We start from the raw sequence: 26061 nt of genomic DNA on the forward strand, positions 1-26061 counted from the left end.
GGCTCGCATCAGCGCCGAAATTCGATTGCCGCCCGCCGGGCGGGTTGGCACGGTTCGATGATGCTGCTCAGGCGAGAACTGCCCTCCGACGTCGACGCGATCCGCGCCGTGCACACCGACGCCTTCGCCGACGGCGACGCGACGCCCGCGGAACCGGGACTTGTGGAGGCGTTGCGCGCGGACGAGGGCTGGATCCCGGAACTGTCCATCGTCGCCGTCGACGACAGCGCCGCCGTCGTCGGCCACGTCGTTGCGACCAGGGGATACGTCGGCGACCGCCCGGCGCTGGGACTCGGCCCGATCGGCGTGCTCCGCGCAGTCCAGCGCAGCGGCATCGGCACCGGGCTGATGCACGCGGTGCTCGCCGCCGCCGACGCGCGGGGCGAACCGCTCGTCGCGCTGCTCGGCCACGTCGACTACTACCCGCGCTTCGGTTTCCGGCCCGCGCAGCAGGACGGCATCGCACCACCCGACCCGAGCTGGGCCGAGCACTTCCAGACCCGCCCGCTCACGACGCACACCCCGGACCTCACCGGAACATTCCGCTATGCGGCGCCGTTCGACGAGCTGTGATCACGCGCGCAGCCGCAAACCCTTCGGTGTGGCGCGGAAACCCGCCTCGGTGAGGATGTCGGCCATCCGCGACCCCAACGCGCCCTCGCCGTCGGTGCGCTGCACCGCCAACTGCTCCAGCCAGCCTTCCCGCACGGCACGGGCCAACCCCTCGGCCGCGCTGCGCAACACCGACTCGTCCGCGGTGAACGACAGCAGCGACTTCCCGCCGCGTTCCACGTAAAGCGCCGCCGAGCCGGACACCAGCACCACCAGCGCACCAGCCTTGCGGCCGGGCCGGTGCCGGGTGTCACCCACCGCGTCCGGCCACGGCAACGCAGCACCGTAAGGCTGCGCCGGATCGGCGGCGGCGAGCACCACGGCCTCGCCGGATTCCGCTTCGCCCGCCTGCCGCGACATCGCCCGCACCCGGTCGATCGCGCCCGGCACCGCGAACTGCGCCGCGCCGAGGCCCTCGACCACGTAGCCGCGGCGGCAACGCCCGGACTCCTCCATCGCCCGCAACACCTTGTACACCGCGGAGAAACCGCCGCTGACCCGCTCGGTCTCCAACGCGCCCCGGGTCAGCACGCCGTGCCGCTCCAAGAACGACTCCGCCCGCGCGTGCGCCCGCTTCGTCGGCTCCGCCGCCGGGGAAGGAGCCAGCGACCACCGGCCGGAGACCGTGGGCGGACCGCTGCGGCTGGGCATCGACGGCCGACCCGCACGCAACCGCGCATATCGTCCGCGCGGCGCGTTGCGCCGCGGCTTGTGCGCCGCGCCCTTCCCGGACACCACCGCGCGCAACGGAGCCAACGTGTCGTTGGTGGCCGCACCCGACCACACCAGGTCCCACAACGCCGTGATCACAGCGTCGTCGGCCGGAGCCTCCTCCCCGCGCTCCACCAGCAGCGCCGCCGCCCGATCGGCCAGCGCGCGGAAGAACTGCGCGCCACCCTCCAAAGTGGACAACAACGCTTCGTGCAGCGGAGTGCGCTGCGCGTCCTCCGGCAGATCCGGCAACAACAGATCCGCGACATCCGTCGGCGCCAGCGCGATCCATCCGTCACCCCCGGCCAACGCGCCGGAACCGACCCACGTGACCTCACCGGTCGAAGTGAGTTCATCCAGCAACGCGGGTGAATAACCCGGCAACCGAGCAGGCAGCACCAACGACTCCAGCGCACTGGCCGGAACCGGCGCACCCTCGAGCTGCTCCACCACCGAGTACACGTCATCCACCGTCGGCGCGGAACGTAGCCGGGCACCGACCCCGTGCCATGCGGGCAGAAACCGCCCCAGCGCCGCCGGCTCGACCGGCTCCACCTCGGCCCGCAACCGTGCCAGCGATGCCCGCCGCAGCCGCCGCAAGACCTCCGCGTCGCAGTACTCGACACCGCGCCCGCCGCCGGCTTCCAACGGCCGCAGCTCACCGCTGACCAACCGTCCGGAACCGGTCAGCCGGTCCAGCACGCCGTGCACCACCGCGACACCGAGGCCGAATCGCCGCGCCGCCGACTCCGCGGTGAACGGGCCGCGGCACCGCGCGTACCGGATCAGCAGCTCCCCCAACGGATCCGCGACCGGCTCGGTGAACGCCTCCGGTACCCCGACCGGCAACGCCACGCCCAGCGCGTCGCGCACCTTGCCCGCGTCCTCGATCGCGATCCACCGCTGCTCACCGGCGATCCGCACCGCCAGCACCCGGCGCTGCGCCCGCAGCTGTTCCAGCCACTCCGGCTGGACACCGCGCTCCTGAGCCTCCGCAGTGGACAGATCACCCAGGAACCGCAGTAGGTCCGCAGCGGACTCGACGTCCTTGGCGCGGCGCTCCGGATCGAGCCGCTGCAGCTGCGACTCGACCTCCACGACCACGTCCGGATCCAGCAGCTCCCGCAGCGCCTCCGAACCCAGCAGCTCCGCCAGCAACGTCGAATCCAGGCTCAACGCCGCCGACCGCCGCTCCGCCAACGGCGCATCCGTCTCGTACAGGAACATGCCGATGTAGCCGAACAGCAGATTGCGCGCGAACGGCGACGGCGACTGCGTCTCCACCTCCACCACCCGCACCTTGCGGGCGGCGACCTGCGACATCAGCTCCGTGAGCCCCGGCACGTCGTAAACGTCCTGCAAGCACTCCCGCATCGCCTCCAGCACGATGGGAAATTGCTCGTACTGCGCGGCCACCGACAGCAGCTGCGCCGCCCGCTGCCGCTGCTGCCACAACGGCGAGCGCTTGCGCGGATCCCGCCGCGGCAACAACAACGCCCGCGCCGCGCACTCGCGGAACCGCGCCGCGAACAACGCCGAGCCACCGACCTCGTCGGTCACCACCTGCTGCACCTCGTCCGGGGACAGCAGCACGTCCTCCGCGCTCGGCAGCACGTCCGCCCCGGACTCGTCCAGCGCGTCCGCCAGCCGCACCACGATTCCGTCGTCCGAGGACGCAACCTGCGGATCGATGCCCCGCCGCTCGCGCAACCGCGCGCCGACCGCCAGCGCCCACGGGCCGTTCACCTGCGCGCCGAACGGCGAGTGCACCACCATCCGCCAGTCGCCCAGCTCGTCGCGGAACCGCTCCACCACGATCGTCCGGTCGTCCGGCACGTGCCGCGTCGCCTGCCGCTGCTCGGCCAGGTAGGCCAGCAGGTTGTCCCGCGCCCAGTCGTCCAGCCCGGCCTGCCGGACCCGGGCGCTCGCCGTCTCCCGATCCGCGGCCGAAACCTCGCGCACGAACGCGCCCAGCGCGCGGCCCAGCTCCAGCGGCCGCCCCGGCGAATCGCCCTTCCAGAACGGCATCCGCGCGGGCTGACCCGGCGCGGGCACCACCACGACCCGGTCGTGCGTGATGTCCTCGACCCGCCACGACGAGGTGCCCAGCAGGAACGTGTCGCCCACCCGCGACTCGTAGACCATCTCCTCGTCCAGCTCACCGACCCGCACGCCGCCGCGGCCAGCCTCCTCGTCGCCCGGCGTGGTCACGGTGAACAACCCGCGATCCGGGATCGTGCCGCCCGAAGTCGCCGCGAGCCGCTGCGCACCCGGGCGCGCGCGCAGTTCGTCCTGCACCCGGTCCCACACGATGCGCGCCCGCAGCTCCCCGAACTCCTCGCTCGGGTAGCGCCCGGCGAGCATGTCCAGCACCGCGTGCAACGCCGAATCCGGCAATCCCGCGAACGGCGCGGACCGACGCACCACCCGCGCCAGCGACTCCAGCGGCCAGGCGTCCATCGCCACCATCGACACCACGTGCTGGGCCAGCACGTCCAGCGGATTGCGCGGAAACGCCAGCGCCTCGATCAGGCCGTCGGCCATCCGCTCCGCGACCACCGCGCAGCCCACCAGGTCACCGCGGAACTTCGGGAACACCACCCCGCGCGAAACCGCGCCCACCTGGTGCCCGCCGCGGCCGACCCGCTGCAACCCGGAAGCGACGCTCGGCGGCGTCTCGACCTGCACCACCAGGTCCACCGCGCCCATGTCGATGCCCAGCTCCAGCGAGGAGGTCGCCACCACGCACGGCAGCTCGCCGGACTTGAGCTCCTCCTCCACCGAGGAGCGCTGCTCCTTCGACATCGAGCCGTGGTGCGCCCGGGCCACCGTCACCGCCGCACCGGTGGTGATCCCCGAACCGCCGACCGCCTCCGCGGGGAACCGCTCGGGCTCGGCCGACTCGCCCGCGCGCTCGGTGGCCAGCTCGTTGATCCCCGCGGTCAGCCGCTCGGCCAGCCGCCGCGAGTTCGCGAACACGATCGTCGAGCGGTGCGCCTCGATCAGCTCCAGCACCCGTTGCTGCACCGACGGCCAGATGGAGGTGTGCTGCTCGGCGCCCGCCGCCGGGCCCTCCACCTCGCCGGTCGGCTGCCCGAGTTCGGCCATGTCCGGCACCGGCACCTCGACGCTGACCTGCACCTGCTTGGGATGCTCTGGCTGCACCACGCGCACCGGGCGCCCACCGGTGAGGTAGGTGCCCACCTCGTCCACCGGCCGCACCGTCGCCGAGAGCCCGATGCGCTGCGCCGGGGTGGCCAGCAGCTCGTCCAGCCGCTCCAGGGACAACGCCAGGTGCGCCCCGCGCTTGGTGCCCGCCACGGCGTGCACCTCGTCCACGATCACCGTCTCCACCCCGCGCAGCGAGTCCCGCGCGGCCGAGGTGAGCAGCAAGAACAGTGACTCCGGAGTGGTCACCAGCACGTCCGGCGGCGTCCGCGCGAACGCGCGCCGCTGATCGGCCGGAGTGTCGCCGGTGCGCATCCCCACGCGGATCTCGGGCATCGCGCCGCCACGGCGCTGCGTCGCCTGCCGGATGCCGGTCAGCGGCGCCCGCAGGTTCCGCTCCACGTCCACCGCCAGCGCTTTCAGCGGCGAGACGTACAGCACCCGGCACCGCTGCTTCGGGTCCTGCGGCGGCCCCGCGGCGGCCAACCCGTCCAGCGCGGACAGGAACGCCGCCAGCGTCTTGCCCGAACCGGTCGGCGCCACCACCAGGGCGTGCTCGCCCTCGTTGATCGCCTGCCACGCACCGGCCTGGGCCTGCGTCGGCGCGTGGAACGCGCCCCGGAACCATTCGCGGGTTTCGGGGGAGAATCCGTCCAGCACGTCGCTCACCCCTCCATGCTGGACCACGGGACCGACAGTCCGGCGATTCCCGGCGGGCGCGGGCCGGATGGTCTCGAAGGCGCCGTCGTGCGGCGGGCGGGAGCGGGGCTCAGCGGTTGCGCCGGTCCCAGAACCAGCGCAGCGCGACGATGATCGCGACCAGCAGCATCGCCGCGATCACCAACTGCCCGAGCGGGCCGGACAGGCCGGTCGGGTCGGCTTGCAGCAGCACACCACGACCGTACGCCGCCGGCGGGCGCCAGTAGGCTGGCCGGCGATGCGACACACCGATTTCCGTCGGCGCATGGCCGAGGAGTTCGGCCGGATCCGCGCCGAAATGCTCGCCCAGGACCACGTGATGTCCCAGCTCGGCGGGCGCACGGCCGATGAGGCGCTGGAGTCCGGGATGTCGCCGAAGCAGGTGTGGGAGACGTTGTGCGAGGTCTTCGAGGTGCCCGCGGCGCGGCGTTGAACCGGTGCCTCCGGCGCGGCGTTGGATCGGTGCCTCCGGCACGGCGCTGGATCGGTGCCTCCGGCACGGCGCTGACCGGGTGCCCGGCACGGCGTTGATCTCGTCCGGCGCTGATTCTTCACACGCCCGGGTGGCGGAACCGGCGTGTCGGCTCGATGATCGAACATCCGTTCGTCTAAGATCGCAAGTGCGGATCGAACCCCGATGTTCGCCGCCTCCCGGCCGCCCGGTGCTCGTCGCGCGGTAGGTCGGCCAGGCGGCCGGAGTGTCGGTCCCACCCCGTAGCGTCGGTTCCGATCCGACGAAGTTCGACGTGACCAAGGTGGACCCCGATGGCATCGACACCGGACAAGGGCCAGGACAAGGGCAAGGCGCTCGAACTCGCCCTGGCCCAGATCGACAAGCAGTACGGCAAGGGATCGGTGATGCGGCTCGGCGAGGAGTCGCGGGCACCGGTCGAGGTCATCCCGACCGGATCCATCTCGCTAGACGTGGCACTGGGTATCGGCGGTCTGCCGCGTGGGCGCATCGTCGAGGTCTACGGCCCGGAGAGCAGCGGTAAGACCTCGGTCGCGCTGCACGCGGTGGCGGGCGCCCAGCAACTCGGCGGCACCGCGGCGTTCATCGATGCCGAGCACGCGCTGGATCCCGAGTACGCCAAGGCGATCGGCGTGGACACCGACGCGCTGCTGGTGGCCCAGCCGGACACCGGGGAGCAGGCGCTGGAGATCGCGGACATGCTGATCCGCTCCGGCGCGCTGGACTGCATCGTCATCGACTCGGTCGCCGCGCTGGTGCCGCGCGCCGAGATCGAGGGCGAAATGGGCGACAGCCACGTCGGCCTGCAGGCCCGCCTGATGAGCCAGGCCCTGCGCAAGCTCACCTCGGCCCTCTACAACGCCAAGACCACCGCCATCTTCATCAACCAGCTCCGCGAAAAAGTCGGCGTCATGTTCGGCTGCATGCACTATTCGACGCGCGTGACGCTGGCGGACGGGTCGCAGGAGAAGATCGGCAAGATCGTCAACCAGCGGCTCGACGTCGAGGTGCTCTCCTACGACCCGGAGAAGAACCAGGTCGTGCCGCGCCGGATCGTGAACTGGTTCGACAACGGGCCGACGGACGAATTCCTCCAGTTCACGGTGGAGCGCTCCGGCGGCAACGGTCGTTCCCAGTTCGCCGCGACCGCGAATCACCTGATCCGCACCCCCGGCGGATGGCGCGAGGCGGGCGAACTGATCGCGGGCGACCGCGTGCTGACCTCCGAAGAACACTTGCTCAGCGATCAGCAGCTGCAGATGGTGCTCGGTGCGGTGATGGGTGATGGCAACCTCTCGCCGAACCGCAGGGACCGCAACGGCGTGCGGTTCCGCATGGGCCACGGCGCAGCGCAGGCGGCCTACCTGGACTGGAAGGCCGAGCTACTGGGCAACGTCGGGCACAGCCGGACCGAAGATTCCCGGGGCGCCGCGTTCGCCGACTTCCGCCCGCTTCCGGAGCTGCGCGAACTGCACGAGGCGGTGTACTTCGGCGATGGCAAGAAGCACCTGTCCTGGGACTACCTCAAGGCATTGACCCCGCTGGCCCTGGCGGTCTGGTACATGGACGACGGCTGCTTCACGCTCCGTTCCAAGGGAGTGCAACAGCGCACCCAGGGTGGCAGTGGCCGTGCCGAGATCTGCGTCGAGGCGATGAGCCCGGGCAGCCGCGAGCGGCTGGTCGCGTACCTGCACGACACGTACGGCTTGAACGTGAAGCTGACCAGCCGCGGCCAGCGCCGGATCGCGGTGTTGCAGTTCTCCACGGCGGCCACCGCCGAGTTCCAGGAGCTGATCGCGCCGTACGTGCACCCGTCCATGCAGTACAAGCTGCTGCCGCGCTACCAGGGCAAGTTCTCGGTGACGCCGCAGTTCGGCGAGCCCGAGCAGCGGCTGGTCCCGTCCCGGGTGCTCGACGTCCACGTCAAACCGCAGACGCGGAGCACGCATCGGTTCGACATCGAGGTCGAGGGCAACCACAACTACTTCGTCGACGGCGTCATGGTGCACAACTCGCCGGAGACCACGACCGGTGGCAAGGCGTTGAAGTTCTACTCGTCGGTGCGGTTGGACGTGCGGCGGATCGAGACGTTGAAGGACGGTTCGGACGCGGTGGGCAACCGGACGCGGGTGAAGGTGGTGAAGAACAAGACCGCGCCGCCGTTCAAGCAGGCCGAGTTCGACATCATTTACGGCGTCGGGATCAGCCGGGAGGGCTCGCTGATCGACATGGGCGTGGAGCAGGGCATCATCCGCAAGTCCGGTGCCTGGTACACCTACGAAGGCGATCAGCTCGGCCAGGGCAAGGAGAACGCCCGCAAGTTCATGCGGGACAACCCGGACGTGGCCAACGAGATCGAGAAGCGGATCAAGGAGAAGCTGGGCATCGGGGCCAAGGTGGACGAGGAAGAAGGCGACCCCGCTCCCGTCGAGTTCTGATCGCGCGGATCATGCGCGAGCAGGATTTCGCTCAACCCGAGCCCGAGTCCCCGGACGGCGAAGGCGCCGAGTCCTGGTCGTGGCCGGAACCTTCGCCGTGGCCGGACTTCCCGGCCGGGTCGGAGGAGCCGCCACGCACCAGGCCGGGCCCGCGACCGCGGCGCGGCACGCCGTCCGGTGGCGTGTGGCGGAGCACGGAGCCGGACGCGTCGCCGTCGACTTCCACCGAGGCGAGCGATCCGGCGGAACGGCACCCGGGAGTCGCCGCACGCGATGAGCTGGCGGGCGCCGACCGGCTGGCCGGTGCCCGCTCCCGTCGCGATTCGGTCTCCTCGTCAGGGGAAACGTTGCCGCGCGAGCAGCGGGAATCGCGGCGAGGCCGCACTGGCGGAGGTCGCGGCACCTCCGGCGGCGACCCCGATTCCGGCGATCCCGATTCCGGCGACCGATCGCCCGAGCCCGACGCATCCGCGGAGCACCCGCCGGACCGTGCGTCCACGGGGAGCGGCAGCTCGCGAAAAAACAAGCGGAATGAGCGTGCGCACCGGCCCGCGCAGGAGGAACGATCCTCGCGGCGGGAGCGCACCGGCAAGAAGGCAGCGCCCGCGGAGGAAGAGCAGTCCCCGGAGGCGCAGGCCAGGGACGTCGTCTATCGCCTGCTGGCGGTGCGTGCCCGCAGCCGTTCCGAACTCCGGCAGGCATTGCTGCGCAAGGAGATCGACGAAGACATCGCCGATGCGGTGCTGCAGAAGTTCATCGACGCCGGCTTGGTCGACGACGCGGAGTTCGCCGCAGCGTGGGTGCAGGAACGCCAGCGCAACCAAGGTCTGGGGCGCAAGGCTCTCGGCTACGAACTGCGCCGCAAGGGCGTCGGCGAGGAGCTGGTGAACGAAGCTCTGTCCAGTGTGGACTCCGAAGCGGAGGAGGAACGTGCGCGTGAGCTGGTCCGCCGCAAGCTGCGCACCTCCCGCGCCGACGATTCGACGAAACTGCTGCGCCGCATGGTCGCCATGCTCGCCCGCAAGGGATACCCGGAGGGCCTGGCTTTCCGGGTGTGCAAGGAAGAACTCGAAAATGCCGGGTTGAACGGCGGTTCCGGCGAGCTCGACACACCCTGACCGTCCGGGCGCTCCCGCCTCGCCCGGACGTCACGACCGAGGCGCACCCACCGGCCGTCCCATGAAAACCAGATCCCGCACCACGCCGCCCAGATCGGCCACTTCCGGCAGCAATCCCCATCGCTGAAAGCCGTGCCGTAGGAAGAGCCGGATGCTGGCCTCGTTGCTGGCGAAGATGCTCGCGGCCAGGTTCCGCACGCCGAGCTCGGGCGCGTGCTGGACCGCTTCGCCCAGCAGGTGGCTGCCCTGCCCGCCGCTGCGGTGTTCCGGATGCAGGTACACCGCGATGTCTGCGGTCACGTCGTACCCGGGCCGACCGTTCAAGAACCGGTCGAAAGACAGGTAACCGGTCACCACCTGCGGTGCGTCCGATTCGTAGCCGACCCAGATCGGCCGGATTCGCGGGTCCGAGGCGTCGAACCACGGGGTCCGGTCGGCGACCGTGACCGGCTCCAAATCGCACGTGCTGGTCTTGTCCGGGATCGAGCTGTTGTAGATGTCGACGATCGCCGGTAGATCGTCACGGGTCGCCAGGCGGTGTCCGTAGCTCAACGATCGGCTCCTGTCCGCGCTCGCCCAGTCCGTGGCTCGCCCAGTCCGTGGCTCGCCCGGTCCGTGGCTTGTCCGGTGTGGCTGGTCTCGGTACCGCTGGCGGATCGCGGTCCTTCGGTAGGGTGCACGAACGTTGCCGGTCGATCTTTACGGGGGAGCTATGCGCGCGCAGTCGGCGCCGCACATCGTGTGGGACTGGAACGGCACGCTGCTCGACGACAACGACGCCGTGGTAGCGGCGGTGAACGAGGTGTGCACGGCGTTCGGCCGGGAGCGCATCGATCTGGAGCACTGGCGGTCCATCTTCAGCCGCCCGCTGGTGCACTGCTACGAGCGGCTGCTCGATCGCACGCTCACCGATGCCGAATGGACGCATCTCGAGGAGCTTTACCACGGGTCCTATCGGGAGCTGCTGCACACCGCTCGACTCGCTTCCGGCGTGCCGGACGTCCTCGCGGAGTGGGGCGAAGCCGGACGTACCCAGTCCTTGCTGTCGATGTGGTTCCACGACGAGCTCGTCGCGCTGGTCACCGAACTCGACCTGCACTCGCTGTTCGAGCGCGTGGACGGGCTGCGCGACGAGGTCGGCGGCGGCGCCAAGGCCGCTCATCTGAAGCGCCACCTCGCCGAACTCGCCCGTGACCCGGCGGAAGTGGTGCTCGTCGGCGACGTGCTCGACGATGCTCAGGCCGCCGCGGAAGCCGGCACCGGCTGCGTGCTGGTCGCGACCGGCGTCATGAGCCGCCGTTCCCTCGAGACGGCCGGAGTCCCGGTCGCCGCGGACATCGCCGAAGCCGTCGCCCGCATCACCGCCGAGACGAACCACCTGACGGATCTTGCGGTTGAGCACTCGGCCGACGCCGGATGAGCAGGTCACGGCGTAGAGCAGCGACCCGCAATCGCCGGTACGTGCTCGCACAATCCGGAACGGCTCAGCGGCGGAGCGCCGTCCGCCGCTGAGCCCCGTGCACCACGCTGTGCACTGTCCCTGTCAGGCCGGTCCCAGCGCGGCCGCCTGCCGCGCCAGCGCCTCGACCTGGCCCCACTGGCCCGCGGCCAGCAGTGATTTCGGGGCGAGCCACGATCCGCCGACGCAGCCGACGTTGGGCAGTGCGAGGTAGCGCGCGGCGTTGTCGGCGTCGATCCCGCCGGTGGGGCAGAACCGCAGGTGCGGCAGCGGTCCGGCGATGGACTTCAGGTATGGCACGCCGCCGCTGGGTTCTGCGGGGAAGAACTTCATCGCCGTCGCACCCCGTGCGGCCAGCCGCATCGCCTCGGACACGGTGCTGATCCCGGCGAGGTAGGGCAGGCCGGTGGCTTCGATGTCGTCGAGCAGTTCGTCGGTCGCCCCGGGAGTGACGATGTAGCGGGCCCCGGCTTGGCGCGCCTTGTCGGCCTGCCCGGGTTCGGTGATGGTGCCCGCGCCGATGACGATCTCCGGGACTTCCGCCGCGAGCCGTTCGATGGCGGGCAACCCGGCGGGGGTGCGCAGGGTGATTTCGATGGTTTTGATGCCGCCGCGCAGCAACGCTTGGCCCAGCGGCGCCGCGTGCGCGGCGTCGTCCAGCGCAACGACGGGGACCACGGGGCTGAGGTCGAGCACCTCGGAGGCGGTGTTCACGGGATCACTTCCGCTCGGGTTCAACGGGATCACTTCCGTTCAGGCGTGCAGATCGCTGGGCGCCGTGCGGCGGTGCGACCCGAACACGCTAGCGCCCTGGTCGGCGCGGCCGACCGAGCCGCGGAACGCCGTGAACAACTCGCGACCCGTGCCGTGCTGCATCGCAGGCACCCCGGCCGCGGGTTCGCGGGCGGCGAGCTCGGCGTCGGGAACCAGCACTTCCAAGGTTCCGTGCTCGGCATCGAGCCGGACCATGTCGCCGTCGCGCACCCGGGCGAGCGGCCCGCCCGCGGTGGCTTCCGGGGTGAGCTGGATGGCCGCGGGGATCTTGCCGGAGGCTCCCGACATCCGCCCGTCGGTGACCAGCGCGACCTGGTGCCCGCGGTCCATCAGCACGCCAAGCGAGGGGGTGAGCCCGTGCAGCTCGGGCATCCCGTTGGCCTGCGGTCCCTGGTTGCGGATGACGACCACGACGTCCTGGTCCAGCTCGCCGGATTTGAACAGCGCGGTGAAATCGTGCTGGTCGTCGAAGACCCGCGCGGGTGCGGTGACCACGCGGTGCTCGGGCTTCACCGCGGAGACCTTGATGACCGAGCGGCCGAGGTTGCCGTCCAGCACCCGCAGCCCGCCGTCCGGCGCGAACGGTTCGTGCACGCCGCGCAGCACCTCGGGGTCGAGGCTTTCGACCGGGGCGTCGCGCCACACCAGTTCACCGTCTTCGAGGAACGGCTGCTGCCGGTAGCGGTCCAAGCCGAACCCGGCGACGGTGCGCACGTCCGGGTGCAGCAAGCCCGCGTCGAGCAGCTGGCCGACCAGGGTCTGCACGCCTCCGGCGGCGGCGAAGTGGTTGATGTCCGCCGAACCGTTCGGGTAGACCTTCGACAGCGAGGGCACCACCGCGGACAGCTCGGCGAAGTCGTCCCAGGTCAGTTCGATGCCCGCGGCCGCGGCGATGGCCACCAGGTGCAGCGTGTGGTTCGTCGAACCGCCCGTGGCCAGCAGCGCGATGACTCCGTTGACCAGTGCTTTCTCGTCGAGCAGTTCGCCGATCGCGGTGCGTTCGGGACCACTCGAAATCTCCACGACCCGCTGCGAAGCCTTTTCGGTTAGGGCCTGCCGCAGCGGTGTGCCGGGTGCGACGAAGCTGGAACCCGGCAGGTGCAGGCCCATCACCTCGACGACCAGCTGGTTCGAGTTGGCGGTGCCGTAGAAGGTGCAGGTGCCGGGGGAGTGGTACGAGGCCGACTCGGCTTCCAGCAGGTCCTCGCGGGTGGCCTTGCCCTCGGCGAACAGCTGGCGGATGCGGCTCTTCTCGGCGTTCGGCAGACCGGACGGCATCGGGCCCGCGGGCACCAGGATCGTGGGCAGGTGGCCGAAGGCCAACGCTCCGATCAGCAGCCCGGGCACGATCTTGTCGCACACCCCGAGCAGCAGCGCGCCGTCGAACATCTCGTGCGAGAGCGCGACGCCGGTGGCCATCGCGATCACGTCGCGGGAGAACAGCGACAGCTCCATGCCGGTGCGGCCCTGGGTGATCCCGTCGCACATCGCGGGCACGCCACCGGCGAACTGCGCGACGCCGCCCGCCTGCCGCACCGCGTCCTTGATCCACTCCGGGAACTCCGCGTACGGCTGGTGCGCGGAGAGCATGTCGTTGTAGGCGGACACGATCGCCACGCCGGGTTTGCGCTCGCCGCGCACGGCGATGCGGTCGGCGCCGCTGCAGCCTGCGAAACCGTGCGCGAGGTTGCTGCACGGCATTCCGGCGCGCACCGGCCCGTCGGCGGCGGCGTTGCCGATGCGTTCGAGGTAGGCGCGGCGGGTGGTCTCGCTGCGGTTCGCGATGCGTTCGGTCACCTGCCGCACGACGGGATGGATGGGCGTTCGCGTCGCCATTCCTCGCCTCCTGACGCAAATGGTGCTGGCTGCGCACGAGGGCGACGACGCTGGCGCCTCTGATCTCCGTGACGGCAGCCACAGTAGCGGCTGTGACGCGGAAATCAAAACCGATACAGAACCCGATTGCGAGTGTTAACGGCGGATGTACGGCCGATGACGTGCCGCCGTACGGTGCGCGGCCAATGGCCTGACCAGCGAAGACCGGATGGCGGTGGGGAGTGTCCGGACGTCGTGTGCGGATCAGCGGAGTCGGCAGACCGTTGCTCGTGTTCGCAGCCGAAGGCCGCGGCGCGCGGCAACGGCCGCGGACGTCGAACGGTTGCCGCCGGTTGACCCTGACCGCGCTGAGACGGTCCCAGTGGTCTCGGGAACCACTTGGACATGTTCCGCGAGACGTTCGGCATCGCCAATTCTTGATGCTGACAGGAAACCGTCGAGAGGCAGTTTTTCGCCCATTCCGCGACGGCCGGTGAACCGCGCCTGACCGAACCGCCGGGGCGTGCTGGCAGGATGGGGCGCATGCGCACGGGTGTGGCGGTGTTGGTGTTGGCGATCGGAATGCTCGCCGGATGCTCCGGGCAAGGCGGCGGCGTCAATCAGGGAACTGGGCACGATCAGGGCGAAACCGGTCAGGCGAGTGCACCGCCCCCGGCGGCGCGTCCGTCGCCGCAAGCCCCCGCCCCCGTCCCTTCGCCCGGCGGCGTCCAGCTGGACACCTCGCCGACGCTGGAGCAGATCCGGACGCGCGGCAAACTCCTCGTGGGCCTGCGCGCGGACGCTCGGCAGTTCGCCGCGCGCGACGGTGCGGGCGGATACCGCGGCTTCGACGTGGAGATCGCGCGCCGCATCGCACAAGAGCTCGGACTGGACCCCGCCACCCAGGTCTCCTTCCGCATGCTGCCGGCCACCCTGCAATCCGAGGCGCTCGCAGGCGGCAGCGTGGACCTGCAGATCGGCGGCGTCGACCCGGCCCGGCAGGGCGTCTCCGCGGTCGGTCCGTACGCGGTCACCGACGGCGGACAGCAGTTCGTCGGCCTCAAGTCCGGCGACGACGTGCTGCGCGACCAGATCGACGCGGCCCTGCGCACCGCGGTAGCGGACGGCAGCTGGCAGCGCGCCTACGACGCGACGCTCGCGCCCGAAGGGGTGCAGGCGACTCCGGGCTGAGCCGGCTCACTCGACGCCTTCGACCACCGGGGCGCCCTTGCGGCCGCGGCCGACGCGTCGCTCGGTGGCCACCGCGACTCGGCTCAGCGCGTAGTTGATCAGCACGAACACCACTCCGATCACGAAGTAGGTCTGGATCGGATTGTTCAGGTTCTGGATCACGATCTGGCCCTGCCGCACCAGATCGACGTAGGAGATGATGAAGCCCAGCGAGGTGTCCTTCAGGATCACCACCAGCTGGCTGATCAGCGCCGGAAGCATCGCCCGGAAAGCTTGCGGCAGCAGCACCGTGGTGAGCACCTGCGATCTCCGCAGTCCGATCGCATAAGCGGCTTCGCTCTGCCCGCGCGGCAGCGCGAGGATCCCGGCCCGCACGATCTCGGCGATGATCACCGAGTTGTACGCGGTCAACCCGATCACCAGGTACCACAGCAGCGGCAGGTCCACGCCGAGCGAAGGCAGCACGCGGCTGGCGTAGTAGATCGCGATGACCACCGGAACGCCGCGCAGCAGTTCCACCACGCCGACCACGGCCCACCGGTACCAAGCCGCCGCGGTCAACCGCGTCACGGCCAGCAGCGTCCCGATGATCAGTGCGAACAGCATGGCCAGCACCGCGGCCAGCAAGGTGTTGGCCAGTCCCGCGCCGAGCAGGCTCCACAACGGCGCGAACGTGTCGTTCGTGGGGTCGATCAGCGGACCCCACTTCTGCACGGTCAACTGCCCGCGCGTGCCCAGCGCCACCAGCACCCAGACCAGCACCGCCAGCAGCAGCACGCCGACTCCTGCGCTGGCCAGCATGCTCCGCCGCCGCGCCACCGGGCCCGGTGCCTCGTAGAGCACGGAGTTCGTCATCGCGCGATCGCCACCTTCCGCTCCAGGGCACCCAGCAGCAGCCCGGCCGGGATCGTGATCACCAGGTAGCCGATGACGACACCGGTCAGCACCGGCAGCGCCGCCTCACCCCGCGCGGAGGTCAGGGTGTCGCCGACCGCGAACAGGTCGCCGCCGACGCCGAAAGCACCCACGATCGCCGAGTTCTTGATCATCGCGATGAGCACGTTGCCCAGCGGCGGCACCACGGTGCGCACCGCCTGCGGCAGCACCACCAGCTGCAGCACCTGTCCGAACCCGAGCCCGACCGCTCGCGCGGCTTCCGCCTGCCCCGGCGGCACCGCGTTGATGCCGCTGCGGATCGCCTCGCACACGAACGCCGAGGTGTACAGCGCCAGCCCGGCGGTGCCGAACCAGAAGTACGAGCCGTTCAACCCCAGCTCGGGCAGCCCGAACGCCATGAAAAACAGCACCACGGTCAGCGGGCAGTTGCGGAACACGTTGACCCACGAGGTCCCGGCGGCGCGCAGCGGCGGCAGCGGTGCGACCCGGAAACCGGCGATCACGGTGCCCAGCACGAGCGCCAGCACGCCCGCGTACGCGCAGATCTGCAGGGTGCGCAGCAGGCCGCTGAGGTAGAGGGGCAGGTTGTCGATGAGGACGTGCACGAGGCCCTCCGGCGCAGAGTGCGTGGCGGAGGGACGCACGCCCCTCCCGGATTCCGATCAGCCGCAGGCGTCGAACTGCGGAAGCGGCGGCACCTGCGGTGAGACCTTGCCCGCGGTGGTCTGCCACGCCTTCTGGTAGCTGCCATCGGCCTGAGCCTCGGTCAGCGCGTCGTCGATGAACCGGCAGAACGCCACGTCGCCCTTCTTGATCCCGATGCCGTAGGGCTCCGCGGTGAACGGCTTGCCGACCAGCTTGAACCGGCCGCCGCCGTTCTCCACCAGGCCCATCAGGATCACGTTGTCCGTGGTCACCGCCTGCACCTGCCCGGTGCGCAGCGCGTCGGAGCACTTCGAGTAGACGTCGAAGAGCACCAGGTTCTGCGGATCGACGTACTTCTTGATCTCCTCGGCCGGGGTGGAACCGGTGACCGAGCAGACCTTCGCCCCGGTCGGGCGCAGCGACTCCGGGCCGGTGATGCCGGTGTTGTCGCGGGCCACCATCAGGTCCTGACCGGCCTGGTAGTACGGGCCGGCGAAACTGATCCGCTCCTTGCGGTTGTCGTTGATCGTGTAGGTCGCCACGACCATGTCGACCTTCTGCTGCTCGATGACCTCTTCGCGGGTCTTGCTCGGGGTCTCCACCCACTCGATCTGCTCCGGCGACAGGCCCATCTTCGCCGCGACGATCTTGGCGATCTGCACGTCGAAACCCTGCGGTTTGCCGTCGAGTCCCTGCAGGCCGAACAGCGGCTGGTCGAACTTGGCGCCGATGCGGATCTTGCCCGCCTGCTGCAGGTTCGCCATCGTGCTGCCCGGCTCGAACTTGGCGCCGCGGTCCACGGCGACCTCGTTGCCACCCCCGGCGAGTTGATTGCCCCCTCCGCCGCCACAGGCGGTCAGGGCCAGCGCCAGCGACGCCACCAGCACGCCCCAGCGCACGTTCCGCGCTTTCATCTCGGCAATCCCCTCTCTGCGGTGAACCGGATTTTCGCGGCCGGAGCCGCCGTCAGTGGGTGAGGATCTTGCTCAGGAAGTCCTGCGCCCGCGGACTCTCGGCGCCCTGGAAGAAGCGGTCCGGAGTGGAATCCTCGACGATCCGCCCGTCGTCCATGAACAACACGCGGTGCGCGGCGCGGCGCGCGAAACCCATCTCGTGCGTGACCACCAGCATCGTCATGCCCTCGGCGGCCAGCCCCGCCATGACGTCGAGCACCTCGTTGACCATTTCCGGGTCCAGCGCGGAGGTCGGCTCGTCGAACATCATCACTTTCGGCTTCATCGCCAGCGCGCGGGCGATCGCGGCGCGCTGCTGCTGCCCGCCGGACAGCTGCGCGGGATGCTTGGCCGCCTGATCCGCGATCCCGACCCGGTCCAGCAGCGCGGTCGCCTCCTGCTCGGCGGTGGCCTTGTCCGAGCGCCGCACCTTGATCGGCCCGAGGGTGACGTTGTCCAGGATCGTCTTGTGCGCGAACAGGTTGAACTGCTGGAAGACCATGCCGACGTCGGCGCGCACCCCGGCCAGCGCGCGGCCCTCCGCGGGCAGCGGCGTGCCGTCGATCTCGATCGTCCCGGAGTCGACGGGTTCCAGGCGGTTGATCGCGCGGCACAGCGTGGACTTGCCGGAACCGGACGGGCCGAGCACGACCACGACCTGACCGCGGGGCACGGTCAGCTCGATGTCCCGCAGCACGTGCACCGGTCCGAAGTGCTTGTCGACCGCGGACATGCGGATCATCGGCGATTCCGGGGTCATGCGCGCTCCTTGCCGAAGAATCCGGTTCTGCTGGCGAAAACCTAGGCCGACCAGGCCGGTTAGTCCATATGGTGCGGATGCTCCGGATGGAGCAATTCTGCTCGCTTCGTGCCCGAAAGGCGAAACGAACGGAATGGCTCCGGTGCGGCGGTTCCCGCGCATCCACCGGGATCGCATTCCATGCGTGCACGAACCGAACTCGTCGAATCGTTGTGGGCCGCTGCCCGCGATGCTGGGCAGGGTGCTTCCATTCGGCCTCTGACCAGGAGATACCGTTGAGGCATGGCTGAGCGGGACGCCGCGCGATCCTTCGAGGTGCGCACGTACGGATGTCAGATGAACGTGCACGACTCCGAACGGCTCTCCGGGATGCTGGAAGAAGCCGGGTACGTGCGCGCGCCCAAGGACACCGAGGCGGACGTGGTCGTGTTCAACACCTGCGCGGTCCGCGAGAACGCCGACAACCGGCTCTACGGCAACCTCGGCCACCTGCGTCCGGTGAAGCAGAACCACCCCGGTATGCAGATCGCCGTCGGCGGCTGCCTGGCGCAGAAGGACCGCAGCGAGATCGTGCGCCGCGCGCCCTGGGTGGACGTCGTGTTCGGCACGCACAACCTCGGTTCGCTGCCGACGCTGCTGGAGCGCGCCCGGCACAACGAGGAGGCCGAGGTCGAGATCCTCGAATCCCTCGACGTGTTCCCCTCCACGCTGCCCGCGCGCCGCGAATCCGCCTATTCCGGCTGGGTGTCCGTCTCGGTGGGCTGCAACAACACCTGCACCTTCTGCATCGTGCCCGCGCTGCGCGGCAAGGAGAAGGACCGCCGCCCCGGCGACGTGCTGGCCGAAGTCCAGGCCCTGGTCGACGAGGGCGTGCTCGAAGTGACGTTGCTCGGGCAGAACGTCAACGCCTACGGCGTCGAATTCGGCGACCGGCTCGCGTTCGGCAAGTTGCTGCGCTCCTGCGGGGAGATCGACGGGCTGGAGCGGGTGCGGTTCACCTCGCCGCACCCGAGGGACTTCACCGACGACGTGATCGAGGCGATGGCCGAGACCCCCAACGTCTGCCACCAGCTGCACATGCCGCTGCAATCCGGCTCCGACCGGGTGCTCAAGGCGATGCGCCGCTCCTACCGCTCCGAGCGGTACCTGAACATTCTGCGCAAGGTCCGGGAAGCGATGCCGGACGCGGCGATCACCACCGACATCATCGTCGGTTTCCCCGGTGAGACCGAAGAGGACTTCGAGCAGACCCTGGAAGTCGTGCGCGAAGCCCGGTTCAGCAGCGCGTTCACCTTCCAGTACTCCAAGCGGCCCGGCACGCCCGCCGCCGACCTGCCGGGCCAGCTGCCGAAGGAGGTCGTGCAGCAGCGCTACGAACGGCTGGTCGCGCTGCAGAACGAGATGTCCTGGGAACTGAACAAGGAACTCGTCGGCACGGAGGTCGAACTGCTCGTCGCCGAAGGCGAAGGCCGCAAGGACAGCGAGACCCGCAGGCTGTCCGGCCGCGCCCGCGACGGACGGCTGGTGCACTTCGCCCCGGACGGAGCCATCGACCGGGAGATCCGCCCCGGCGACGTCGTGCACACCGCGGTCACCCGCGCCGCGCCGCACCACCTGGTCGCCGACGGGGAGATCACCGCGCACCGCCGAACCCGCGCCGGGGACCACTGGGAGGTGGGCGAACGGCCCAAGACCTCCGGGGTCAGCCTCGGACTCCCGTCCTTCGGCGCACCACAACCGCAGCCGGCCGCCGAACAGGGATGTGCGTGTTGAGCGACGATGCCAAGGAACCGAAGCACGACGGCGGGCAGCGGGACGAGCCGGTGGCAGGTGCGAATCCGGCCGCAGCCGCGGACGAGCAGGGTCGCAAAGAACTCTCCAAGGCCGAGCGCGACCTGCTGCGCCGCATCGATCCCGGCACCACGGCGCTGACCATCGCCGGGGTGATGCTCGTGCTGGTGTTGTGCTCGATCCTGCCGTGGATCGGCGACGCCACCGGGTGGCAGGTGCTGTTCGGCCAGGCCGATCCCGCGCTGAAGATCACGCTGCTGCCGCGGCTGTTCGCGATCAACTCCACCATCGCGGGGGTCCTGCTCAGCGCGCTCGCGCTGGCCACCCGGCGCTGGGCGCTGGCGTGGGTCGCCGGAATGGCCTGCATCATCGTGTCGTTCGAGGGGGTCACCGCGATCTGGTCCCGGCAGACGGTGCCCGAAGGCGGGCCGTCGCTGGGACTGGTGCTGGCCGTGGTGTGCATCGTGGTGCTGGCCGTGCAGTGGCTTCGGGTGGTGCTCAGGCGGCCCTGACGTGGTGCTGAGCGCCCAGCGAAGCCTGTTGAGGCTGGTTGAACAGCAGTCGCGGACTGCGGCACGCATCGAGGCGCAAACCCCGTGGAACTCGGCGAGGCGTCGCCTCAAGCGGTCGTCAACGCGGCGGCCTGGGATGCCCGCTCAGCGGTCTTCGAGTGCCTGCTCCGCCGCCGACAGCCAGACCCGCCACTGCTCGGCCTGCTCATCGGCCTGTTTGGCCCGCTTCGCGTCCCCGGCGGCCCGCGCCTTCTCCGCCTGCGCCTCGAACTGCTCGACGCGCTCCCGGAACTGCTCGACGCGCGCCTGCGCCTCCGGGTCGGTGCGCCGCCACTGCGTCTCCGAAGCCGTGCGTACCCGGTCGGCAACCGTCCGCAGCCTGCCCTCCAGCTCCCGCATCCGCTCGCGCGGCACCTTGCCGATCTCGTCCCAGCGTTGCTGGATGCGGTGCAGGTGCTGCTGCGCGGCTTGCAGGTCCGCCTTCGGGTCGATCGTCTCGGCCTCGGCCAGCAGCTCCTCCTTCGCCGTCGCGTTCTGCGCGAATTCCGCGTCGCGCTCCGAGAACGCCGCGGAGCGCCGTGCGAAGAACGTGTCCTGCGCGGCCCGGAACCGCCGCCACAGCGCCTCATCGCTGTCCTTCGGGGCGCGCCCGGTCGCCTTCCAATCCGCCATCAACTGCTTGTAGCGGGTGGCGGTGGCGCCCCAGTCGGTGGACTCGGTCAGCGACTCGGCCTCCTCCACCAGCTCCTGCTTGTGCGCCTTGGACGTCGCGCGCTGGCGGTCCAGTTCGGCGAAGTGCGAGCCGCGCCTGCGGTTGAACGCGTCCCGGGCCTTGGAGAACCGGCGCCAGAGCTGCTCATCGGTCTTGCGGTCCACGCCCCGGACGGTCTTCCACTCGTCCAGGATCGCCCGGAGCCGGTCGCCCGCCGACTTCCAATGCGTGGCCTCCGCGGCGATCTGCTCCGCCTCGGCTGCCAGCGCTTCCTTGCGCGCCACCGCGTCCGCCCGGACCTGGTCCTTGTGCGCCTTCGCGTCCTGCACGGCCTGTTCGGCGCGTGCCACGAGGTGCTCGACACGAGCGCGCAGCGAATCCAGGTCGCCCACGACGGCCGCCTCGGCCAGCCCGTCGCGCAGATGGCGTGCGCTGGTCAGCGCTTGCTTCGGATCGCCGGAGTGCCCGCTGATCCGGGTCTCCAGCAGCTCGACCTCGGTGCGCACGTCGTCGAACTTCCGCGCGTAGTGCGCCAGCCCCTCGGCCGCGGCGCCCGCCTGCCACGATCCGACCGCCCGCTCGCCGCCGGAGGTGCGCACGTAAACCGTGCCGTCGTCGGCCACCCGGCCCCAGCGATCCGGGTCGGTGGAGGCGGCAGGCACCGCGGGCGCGGAAAGGTGAGCCCCGGTTGCAGCGTTCGCCGCAGTCGTGCCCGGTGCTGTTCTCGCGGCGGTTTCGGGGGTCGTGTCCTGGTGCGTCATGACCGGAATCCTCCTCGCGTACCCGCTTCGATGCCCGTGCCGGGCACGGGCGCCCCGCCGTGGCGGAGCCGGTGCGCGGCGATCCGGACCCGCAGGTCGAGTCCGATCTCCGCTGGCGCATTCAAACAGGTCCGCCCCGGCCCCGGTATTCCGGCGCGCCCTCCGGAGGCGTCGGCGGTCCGGTGCGGGTCATGCGAACGGGCCGCGCGGGCGGGTGCCGCCGCGCGCGGCGATCGGGTCCCTGCTCCGTTCACCGCCGACCGTGACCTCTACCGTGCACGGGTGTGCTCATCCGCATCGCTGTGGTGCCGTACCCGCCGCTGCTCGTCCCCGAACTGACCGTGCGGACCGGTCCGCGGACCGAGCCGGTGCGGGGCGCGTGCCTGCGCGCCACCACCAGTTTGACGGACTCGGCCGCCGAATGGGTCGCCGTCGGCGTAGATCGTCGCGGGCCGACCGTGCTGGAACCGGACACCGCCGGGACTTTCGCAGGGTACGGAGTTGATGTGCCGGTGAGCCTGGGCGGCGATCGGCCGGCGTGGGACCCGGAGCTGCCGTTGCCCGCCCTGGTCGCGGGTTGGTTGCGGCAGCAGGCGGGAGCCGAGCGCGTGACCGTGCGATTGCTGGCCGCCGACACTCCGACCGAGCAGGCGGCCGAGCTGGGCCGGCAGCTCGGGTCCGCTGCGGCGGAGTTCGGCCTGCTGGTGCTCGCCGAGGGCACCAACCGGCAAGACGAGCGCTCGCCGCACCCGCCGGACCCCCGGGCGCGCCGGCTGGACGAGCGACTGCGGTCGGCCGTGCGTGATGTCGACCGGCGGGAGCTGCTCGACCTCGATCCGCAGCTCTGCGCCGAACTCGGTGTTGCCTCTCGTGCCGCCTGGCAGTGCGCGGCGGGTGCGGCAGGCACCGGGAACTGGGCCGGGCGGCTGGTGTACTCGGACACCCCGCACGGCGTGACCTACCACGTCGGAACCTGGTCGCGCGCCGCTTGACCTGCCCTTTCAGTGCCCGCACTGCGGGGATCCGCACGCTCGTGCGGTTGTTCGCGGGATTTAGGGTGGCCGGGTGTCCGCTGCACCTGCGCAACGACTCGTGGCGATCGTCGGCCCGACCGCGACCGGCAAGTCCGACCTCGCAGTCGAGCTCGCCGACGAACTCGGCGGAGAAGTGATCAACGCCGACGCCATGCAGCTCTACCGGGGGATGGACGTAGGCACCGCCAAGCTCACCACCGAGCAGCGCCGCGGCGTCCCGCACCACCTGCTCGACGTGCTGGATGTGACCGAGACGGCGTCGGTGGCGGCCTACCAGCGCGACGCGCGCGCCGCCGTCGAAGATGTCCTGGCGCGTGGCCGGACGCCGCTGCTGGTCGGCGGCTCCGGGCTCTACGTGCAAGCGGTGCTCGACGATCTGCGGTTCCCGGGAACCGATCCGCAAGTGCGCGCCCGCTGGGACGAGCAGCTCCGGCAGCGCGGCGCCGCCGATCTGCACCGGCAGCTCTCGGAGGTGGACCCGACCGCCGCGGAGTCGATTCTGCCCAGCAATGGTCGCAGGCTCGTGCGCGCTCTCGAGGTCGTCGAGATCACCGGGGCCCCGTTCTCCGCGAACCTGCCCAAGCCGGGCCCGCCGCGTTACGACGCGGTGCTGTTCGGCCTGGACCGGCCGGTCGCGGAACTCGACGACCGGGTGGACCTGCGTGTCACCAGCATGTTCGACGCGGGCTTGGTCGCCGAGGTGCGTGAGCTGGTGCACCACGGTCTGCGGCACGGCCGCACCGCCTCGCGCGCACTGGGCTACCAGCAGGTCCTCGACGAACTCGACGGTTCGGGCGACATGGCCGCCGCGGCCGCCGAGACCGCCCGGTTCACTCGCCGGTTCGTGCGCAAACAGCGTTCGTGGTTCCGCCGCGACAAGCGCGTCAACTGGCTCGACGCAACAGCTGAGCAGGCGACGCCGGACCGCCTCCGGGCGCTGCTGCGCACGTAGACTTGCCGGGTGCGGTTTTCCGAAGGACCAGAGTTCGTCAAAGGCCACGGCACGCAGAACGATTTCGTCGTGCTGCCCGACCCGGAAGGCGAGCTGAAGCTGACCGAGGCCCACGTGCGCGCGCTTTGCGACCGGCAGCGCGGACTCGGCGCGGACGGTGTTCTCCGCGTCGTGCCCGCCGCCGCGGTGCCCGATGCGCCGGCGTCGGTTTCTCCGGACGTCTGGTTCATGGATTACCGCAATGCCGACGGCTCCCTCGCGGAGATGTGCGGCAACGGCGTCCGCGTTTTCGCCCGTTACCTCGTCGAGGCCGGTCTGGCCGCCGAAGGCGCCTTCGACGTCGGAACCCGGGGCGGCACCAAACCCGTCGTGACGCACCCGGACGGCAGCAGCACGGTGGAAATGGGACCGGCACGCATCTTCGGCGAATCCGGGACCACCGTCGGGCAGCAGCGATTCCGGGGACTCGCGGTGGACCTGGGCAACCCGCATCTCGCCTGCGTCACCGACCAGGACATAGCCGGGCTGGACCTGACCGAGGTCCCGCCGCACGACCCCGAACTCTTCCCGGCCGGCGTGAACGTCGAGTTCGTCCGCCGCCTCGGCCCGGACGCGGTGGGCGGGGCCGATCGCATCCGGATGCGGGTGCACGAGCGCGGCGTCGGCGAAACCCGCTCGTGCGGAACGGGCACGGTCGCGGCCGCGGTCGCCGCGTTGCACGCCGACGGCGCACGAACCGGGCAACGCCTCGTCGAGGTCCTGGGCGGCAGCGTTCAGGTCGAGGTCACGGAGCGGACCACGCTGCTCACCGGCCCGGCGGTTCTCGTCGGCGGGGGCAGGCTCGGCGTGGAGTGGTGGCGTCAAGCCGAGATCGGCTGACCGCGCGGAGTGCCCGGCCCGGGCCGATTTTCGAGGGTGAAAACCGGTCGCGAAGCGTGGGACAATGGAACCGATATGAAGAAATCCGCACTGTGGTCATCCGAGGCGAGCCTCGACCCGGAGGTCGCCCGCGCAGCAGCCGGCACGGACGAGCCCGGCGGTCAGCCGCTCGACGCCGACGAGTTTTCCGTTCATGATCCGGCCCTTGACTTCGCCGCCTCCAGAGCCGCGGACACCGCCCCTTCAAGCGGTGAGATGCAGCGGGACGAACGCGCCTCGCTGCGCCGCGTGGCGGGGCTGTCCACCGAGCTCTCCGACATCACCGAAGTCGAGTACCGGCAGTTGCGGCTGGAGCGCGTCGTGCTCGTCGGGGTCTGGACCGAGGGTGACGCGGTGCACGCCGAAGCCTCGCTGGCCGAGCTGGCCCGGCTCGCCGAAACAGCCGGTTCCGAGGTGCTCGAGGGACTCGTGCAGCGCAGGCAGCGGCCCGACCCGGCGACCTATGTCGGTGCGGGCAAGGTCAAGGAACTGCGCGACGTCGTGGTCGCTACCGGCGCGGACACCGTCGTCTGCGACGGCGAGCTGGCGCCCGGCCAACTCCGGCAGCTCGAGGACAAGCTCAAGGTCAAGGTCATCGACCGGACCGCGTTGATCCTGGACATCTTCGCCCAGCACGCCAGCTCCAAGGAGGGCAAGGCGCAGATCGAGCTTGCCCAGCTGCAGTACTACATCACCCGCCTGCGCGGCTGGGGCGAGAAGATGTCCCGGCAGGCCGGTGGCGCCACCGGCGGCGTCGGCACCCGCGGTCCCGGTGAGACCAAGCTGGAGACCGACCGCAGGCGGATCCACAAGCGGATCAGCAAGCTCCGCAAGGAACTGGCCGCGATGCGCACCGTCCGCAACACCAAGCGCGGCAGGCGCGAGGCCAGGCAGGTCGCCGGAGTGGCCATCGCCGGCTACACCAACGCGGGCAAGTCCAGCCTGCTCAATGCGCTCACCGACGCAGGCGTGCTGGTGGAGGACGCGTTGTTCGCCACCTTGGACCCGACCACCCGCCGCGCGGAGACCCCGGACGGACGGGCTTACACGCTCACCGACACCGTCGGCTTCGTCCGGCACCTGCCGCACCAGCTCGTGGAGGCGTTCCGCTCCACGCTGGAGGAGGTCACCGGCGCTGACCTGCTGGTGCACGTGGTGGACGGTTCGGAGCCCGAACCGCACGACCAGGTCGCCGCGGTGCGCCAGGTGGTCTCCGACATCGCCGCGGAGCACGGCGCGCCGGTTCCGGAGGAACTCCTGGTGGTGAACAAGACCGACCAGGTCGACGCCACCCGGATCGCCGAGCTGCGCAGGCTGCTGCCCGGCGCGATGTTCGTCTCCGCGCACACCGGTGCGGGAACCGCCGCGCTGCGCGAGCTCATCGCGGACCGGCTGCCGCGCCCCGGCGTGTTCGTCGACGCCTTGGTGCCCTACACCCGGGGCGAGCTCGTTTCCCGGGTGCACGCCGAAGGGGAGCTCGTCGACGAGGAGCACACCGCCGAAGGCACCAGGGTGCGGGCCAAGGTCCGTTCCGACCTCGCCGGTGCGCTGCAACCTTTCGCAGGCGCGGGATGAGCCGCCGGACCGGTGTTCCGGGTAGGGCGGCCCGCTGACGGTGACCACGAAGCCGTCGTGCGGGCCGCGAATCGCGAACCGGCCGATGATCGGC

Annotated in this window: 21 protein-coding genes and 3 pseudogenes; 14 read left to right on the plus strand and 10 right to left on the minus strand. The window is 70.7% G+C overall.

Translation table 11 applies throughout. The features are described 5' to 3' along the window. The first annotated feature begins 60 nt into the window (after positions 1–60). Positions 61–573 (plus strand): GNAT family N-acetyltransferase, encoded by a 513-nt coding sequence (locus INP57_RS17080; RefSeq protein ID WP_200071243.1) that lies wholly within the window; start codon positions 61–63, stop codon positions 571–573. Here INP57_RS17080 and INP57_RS17085 read toward each other — a convergent pair whose 3' ends face one another. Both INP57_RS17085 and INP57_RS30060 read right to left on the minus strand, forming a co-directional pair. Then, complete coding sequence (locus INP57_RS17085) at positions 574–5160, minus strand: ATP-dependent helicase (RefSeq protein ID WP_200071244.1); 4587 nt, start codon at positions 5158–5160, stop codon at positions 574–576. It lies immediately after the preceding gene. Positions 5161–5260: 100 nt separating this feature from the next. After that, positions 5261–5383, minus strand: coding sequence for a hypothetical protein (locus tag INP57_RS30060; protein ID WP_255520903.1), 123 nt, complete (start codon positions 5381–5383; stop codon positions 5261–5263). Positions 5384–5428: 45 nt separating this feature from the next. On the opposite strand from INP57_RS30060, the gene INP57_RS17090 reads away from it, so the two are divergent. The 5 genes and pseudogenes from INP57_RS17090 (at position 5429) to INP57_RS30525 (ending at position 9218) form a co-directional block, all read left to right on the plus strand. Continuing rightward, a complete protein-coding gene (locus INP57_RS17090) occupies positions 5429–5623 on the plus strand; it encodes a DUF3046 domain-containing protein (RefSeq protein WP_200071245.1) in 195 nt (64 codons plus the stop codon). Positions 5624–5955: 332 nt separating this feature from the next. After that, positions 5956–6819 (plus strand): annotated as a pseudogene (recA, locus tag INP57_RS30210) (recombinase RecA); the annotation flags it as partial. Positions 6820–6861: 42 nt separating this feature from the next. Next, positions 6862–7434: pseudogene (locus INP57_RS30520) on the plus strand (LAGLIDADG endonuclease); the annotation flags it as partial. Positions 7435–7656: 222 nt separating this feature from the next. Beyond that, a pseudogene (locus tag INP57_RS30220) lies at positions 7657–8100 on the plus strand (recombinase RecA family protein); the annotation flags it as partial. Positions 8101–8111: 11 nt separating this feature from the next. Then, a complete protein-coding gene (locus tag INP57_RS30525) occupies positions 8112–9218 on the plus strand; it encodes a regulatory protein RecX (protein ID WP_200071247.1) in 1107 nt (368 codons plus the stop codon). Between the two features lie 30 nt (positions 9219–9248). On the opposite strand, the gene INP57_RS17105 is transcribed toward INP57_RS30525, so the two are convergent. Continuing rightward, complete coding sequence (locus INP57_RS17105) at positions 9249–9770, minus strand: GNAT family N-acetyltransferase (RefSeq protein WP_200071248.1); 522 nt, start codon at positions 9768–9770, stop codon at positions 9249–9251. 160 nt (positions 9771–9930) lie between these two features. On the opposite strand from INP57_RS17105, the gene INP57_RS17110 reads away from it, so the two are divergent. Next, positions 9931–10638 carry an HAD family hydrolase gene (locus INP57_RS17110; RefSeq protein ID WP_200071249.1) on the plus strand — a complete coding sequence of 236 codons (708 nt, stop codon included), beginning with the start codon at positions 9931–9933 and terminating at the stop codon, positions 10636–10638. A 123-nt stretch (positions 10639–10761) separates the two neighbouring features. Here INP57_RS17110 and eda read toward each other — a convergent pair whose 3' ends face one another. Both eda and edd read right to left on the minus strand, forming a co-directional pair. Continuing rightward, the gene (gene eda / locus INP57_RS17115; RefSeq protein WP_200071250.1) at positions 10762–11391 is read right to left on the minus strand and encodes a bifunctional 4-hydroxy-2-oxoglutarate aldolase/2-dehydro-3-deoxy-phosphogluconate aldolase; all 630 of its coding nucleotides are present in this window, start codon (positions 11389–11391) and stop codon (positions 10762–10764) included. A 39-nt stretch (positions 11392–11430) separates the two neighbouring features. Continuing rightward, positions 11431–13287: a phosphogluconate dehydratase gene (gene edd, locus INP57_RS17120; protein ID WP_200071251.1), complete on the minus strand. Its 1857-nt coding sequence runs from the start codon at positions 13285–13287 to the stop codon at positions 11431–11433. A 522-nt stretch (positions 13288–13809) separates the two neighbouring features. Here edd and INP57_RS17125 point away from each other — a divergent pair. Next, positions 13810–14457 (plus strand): transporter substrate-binding domain-containing protein, encoded by a 648-nt coding sequence (locus tag INP57_RS17125; protein ID WP_200071252.1) that lies wholly within the window; start codon positions 13810–13812, stop codon positions 14455–14457. Positions 14458–14463: 6 nt separating this feature from the next. Here INP57_RS17125 and INP57_RS17130 read toward each other — a convergent pair whose 3' ends face one another. Genes INP57_RS17130 through INP57_RS17145 form a run of 4 tightly spaced genes read right to left on the minus strand, consistent with a single transcriptional unit; the run spans position 14464 to position 17694 of the window. Then, entirely contained in the window at positions 14464–15312 is an 849-nt protein-coding gene (locus tag INP57_RS17130; RefSeq protein WP_200071253.1) for an amino acid ABC transporter permease, read from the minus strand. Continuing rightward, positions 15309–15959, minus strand: coding sequence for an amino acid ABC transporter permease (locus INP57_RS17135; protein ID WP_200071254.1), 651 nt, complete (start codon positions 15957–15959; stop codon positions 15309–15311). The genes INP57_RS17130 and INP57_RS17135 overlap by 4 nt, the downstream gene beginning before the upstream one ends. Positions 15960–16016: 57 nt before the next feature. Further along, positions 16017–16913 carry a glutamate ABC transporter substrate-binding protein gene (locus INP57_RS17140; RefSeq protein WP_200071255.1) on the minus strand — a complete coding sequence of 299 codons (897 nt, stop codon included), beginning with the start codon at positions 16911–16913 and terminating at the stop codon, positions 16017–16019. 52 nt (positions 16914–16965) lie between these two features. Continuing rightward, positions 16966–17694, minus strand: coding sequence for an amino acid ABC transporter ATP-binding protein (locus INP57_RS17145; protein WP_200071501.1), 729 nt, complete (start codon positions 17692–17694; stop codon positions 16966–16968). A gap of 300 nt (positions 17695–17994) precedes the next feature. Between INP57_RS17145 and miaB the strand changes: the two genes are divergently transcribed. Then, positions 17995–19485 (plus strand): tRNA (N6-isopentenyl adenosine(37)-C2)-methylthiotransferase MiaB, encoded by a 1491-nt coding sequence (gene miaB, locus INP57_RS17150; protein ID WP_200071256.1) that lies wholly within the window; start codon positions 17995–17997, stop codon positions 19483–19485. Then, positions 19482–20015 (plus strand): Rv2732c family membrane protein, encoded by a 534-nt coding sequence (locus INP57_RS17155; RefSeq protein WP_233627752.1) that lies wholly within the window; start codon positions 19482–19484, stop codon positions 20013–20015. The genes miaB and INP57_RS17155 overlap by 4 nt, the downstream gene beginning before the upstream one ends. 144 nt (positions 20016–20159) lie before the next feature. On the opposite strand, the gene INP57_RS17160 is transcribed toward INP57_RS17155, so the two are convergent. After that, positions 20160–21488, minus strand: a complete 1329-nt coding sequence (locus tag INP57_RS17160; RefSeq protein ID WP_200071257.1) for a DUF349 domain-containing protein — start codon at positions 21486–21488, stop codon at positions 20160–20162. A gap of 284 nt (positions 21489–21772) precedes the next feature. Between INP57_RS17160 and INP57_RS17165 the strand changes: the two genes are divergently transcribed. From INP57_RS17165 to hflX, 4 genes are all read left to right on the plus strand, one after another. Continuing rightward, positions 21773–22480 (plus strand): class III extradiol ring-cleavage dioxygenase family protein, encoded by a 708-nt coding sequence (locus INP57_RS17165; RefSeq protein ID WP_200071258.1) that lies wholly within the window; start codon positions 21773–21775, stop codon positions 22478–22480. Positions 22481–22553: 73 nt separating this feature from the next. Beyond that, positions 22554–23474 (plus strand): tRNA (adenosine(37)-N6)-dimethylallyltransferase MiaA, encoded by a 921-nt coding sequence (gene miaA, locus INP57_RS17170; protein ID WP_307850128.1) that lies wholly within the window; start codon positions 22554–22556, stop codon positions 23472–23474. A gap of 9 nt (positions 23475–23483) precedes the next feature. Beyond that, positions 23484–24353, plus strand: a complete 870-nt coding sequence (gene dapF, locus INP57_RS17175) for a diaminopimelate epimerase (protein WP_200071259.1) — start codon at positions 23484–23486, stop codon at positions 24351–24353. A 255-nt stretch (positions 24354–24608) separates the two neighbouring features. Then, positions 24609–25967 carry a GTPase HflX gene (gene hflX, locus INP57_RS17180; protein ID WP_200071504.1) on the plus strand — a complete coding sequence of 453 codons (1359 nt, stop codon included), beginning with the start codon at positions 24609–24611 and terminating at the stop codon, positions 25965–25967. The last annotated feature ends 94 nt before the right edge of the window (positions 25968–26061 follow it).

This window comes from Saccharopolyspora galaxeae (genome assembly GCF_016526145.1).
GTDB classification, from domain to species: domain Bacteria; phylum Actinomycetota; class Actinomycetes; order Mycobacteriales; family Pseudonocardiaceae; genus Saccharopolyspora_C; species Saccharopolyspora_C galaxeae.

Bases quoted from the DNA above. Each gene is read 5' to 3' on its own strand.
- INP57_RS17080 (WP_200071243.1), top strand. From the start codon at position 61: ATGCTGCTCAGGCGAGAACTGCCCTCCGACGTCGACGCGATCCGCGCC.
- INP57_RS17090 (WP_200071245.1), top strand. From the start codon at position 5,429: ATGCGACACACCGATTTCCGTCGGCGCATGGCCGAGGAGTTCGGCCGG.
- INP57_RS30525 (WP_200071247.1), top strand. From the start codon at position 8,112: ATGCGCGAGCAGGATTTCGCTCAACCCGAGCCCGAGTCCCCGGACGGC.
- INP57_RS17110 (WP_200071249.1), top strand. From the start codon at position 9,931: ATGCGCGCGCAGTCGGCGCCGCACATCGTGTGGGACTGGAACGGCACG.
- edd (WP_200071251.1), bottom strand. From the start codon at position 13,287: ATGGCGACGCGAACGCCCATCCATCCCGTCGTGCGGCAGGTGACCGAA.
- INP57_RS17125 (WP_200071252.1), top strand. From the start codon at position 13,810: ATGCGCACGGGTGTGGCGGTGTTGGTGTTGGCGATCGGAATGCTCGCC.
- INP57_RS17130 (WP_200071253.1), bottom strand. From the start codon at position 15,312: ATGACGAACTCCGTGCTCTACGAGGCACCGGGCCCGGTGGCGCGGCGG.
- INP57_RS17140 (WP_200071255.1), bottom strand. From the start codon at position 16,913: ATGAAAGCGCGGAACGTGCGCTGGGGCGTGCTGGTGGCGTCGCTGGCG.
- INP57_RS17145 (WP_200071501.1), bottom strand. From the start codon at position 17,694: ATGATCCGCATGTCCGCGGTCGACAAGCACTTCGGACCGGTGCACGTG.
- miaB (WP_200071256.1), top strand. From the start codon at position 17,995: ATGGCTGAGCGGGACGCCGCGCGATCCTTCGAGGTGCGCACGTACGGA.
- INP57_RS17160 (WP_200071257.1), bottom strand. From the start codon at position 21,488: ATGACGCACCAGGACACGACCCCCGAAACCGCCGCGAGAACAGCACCG.
- hflX (WP_200071504.1), top strand. From the start codon at position 24,609: ATGCAGCGGGACGAACGCGCCTCGCTGCGCCGCGTGGCGGGGCTGTCC.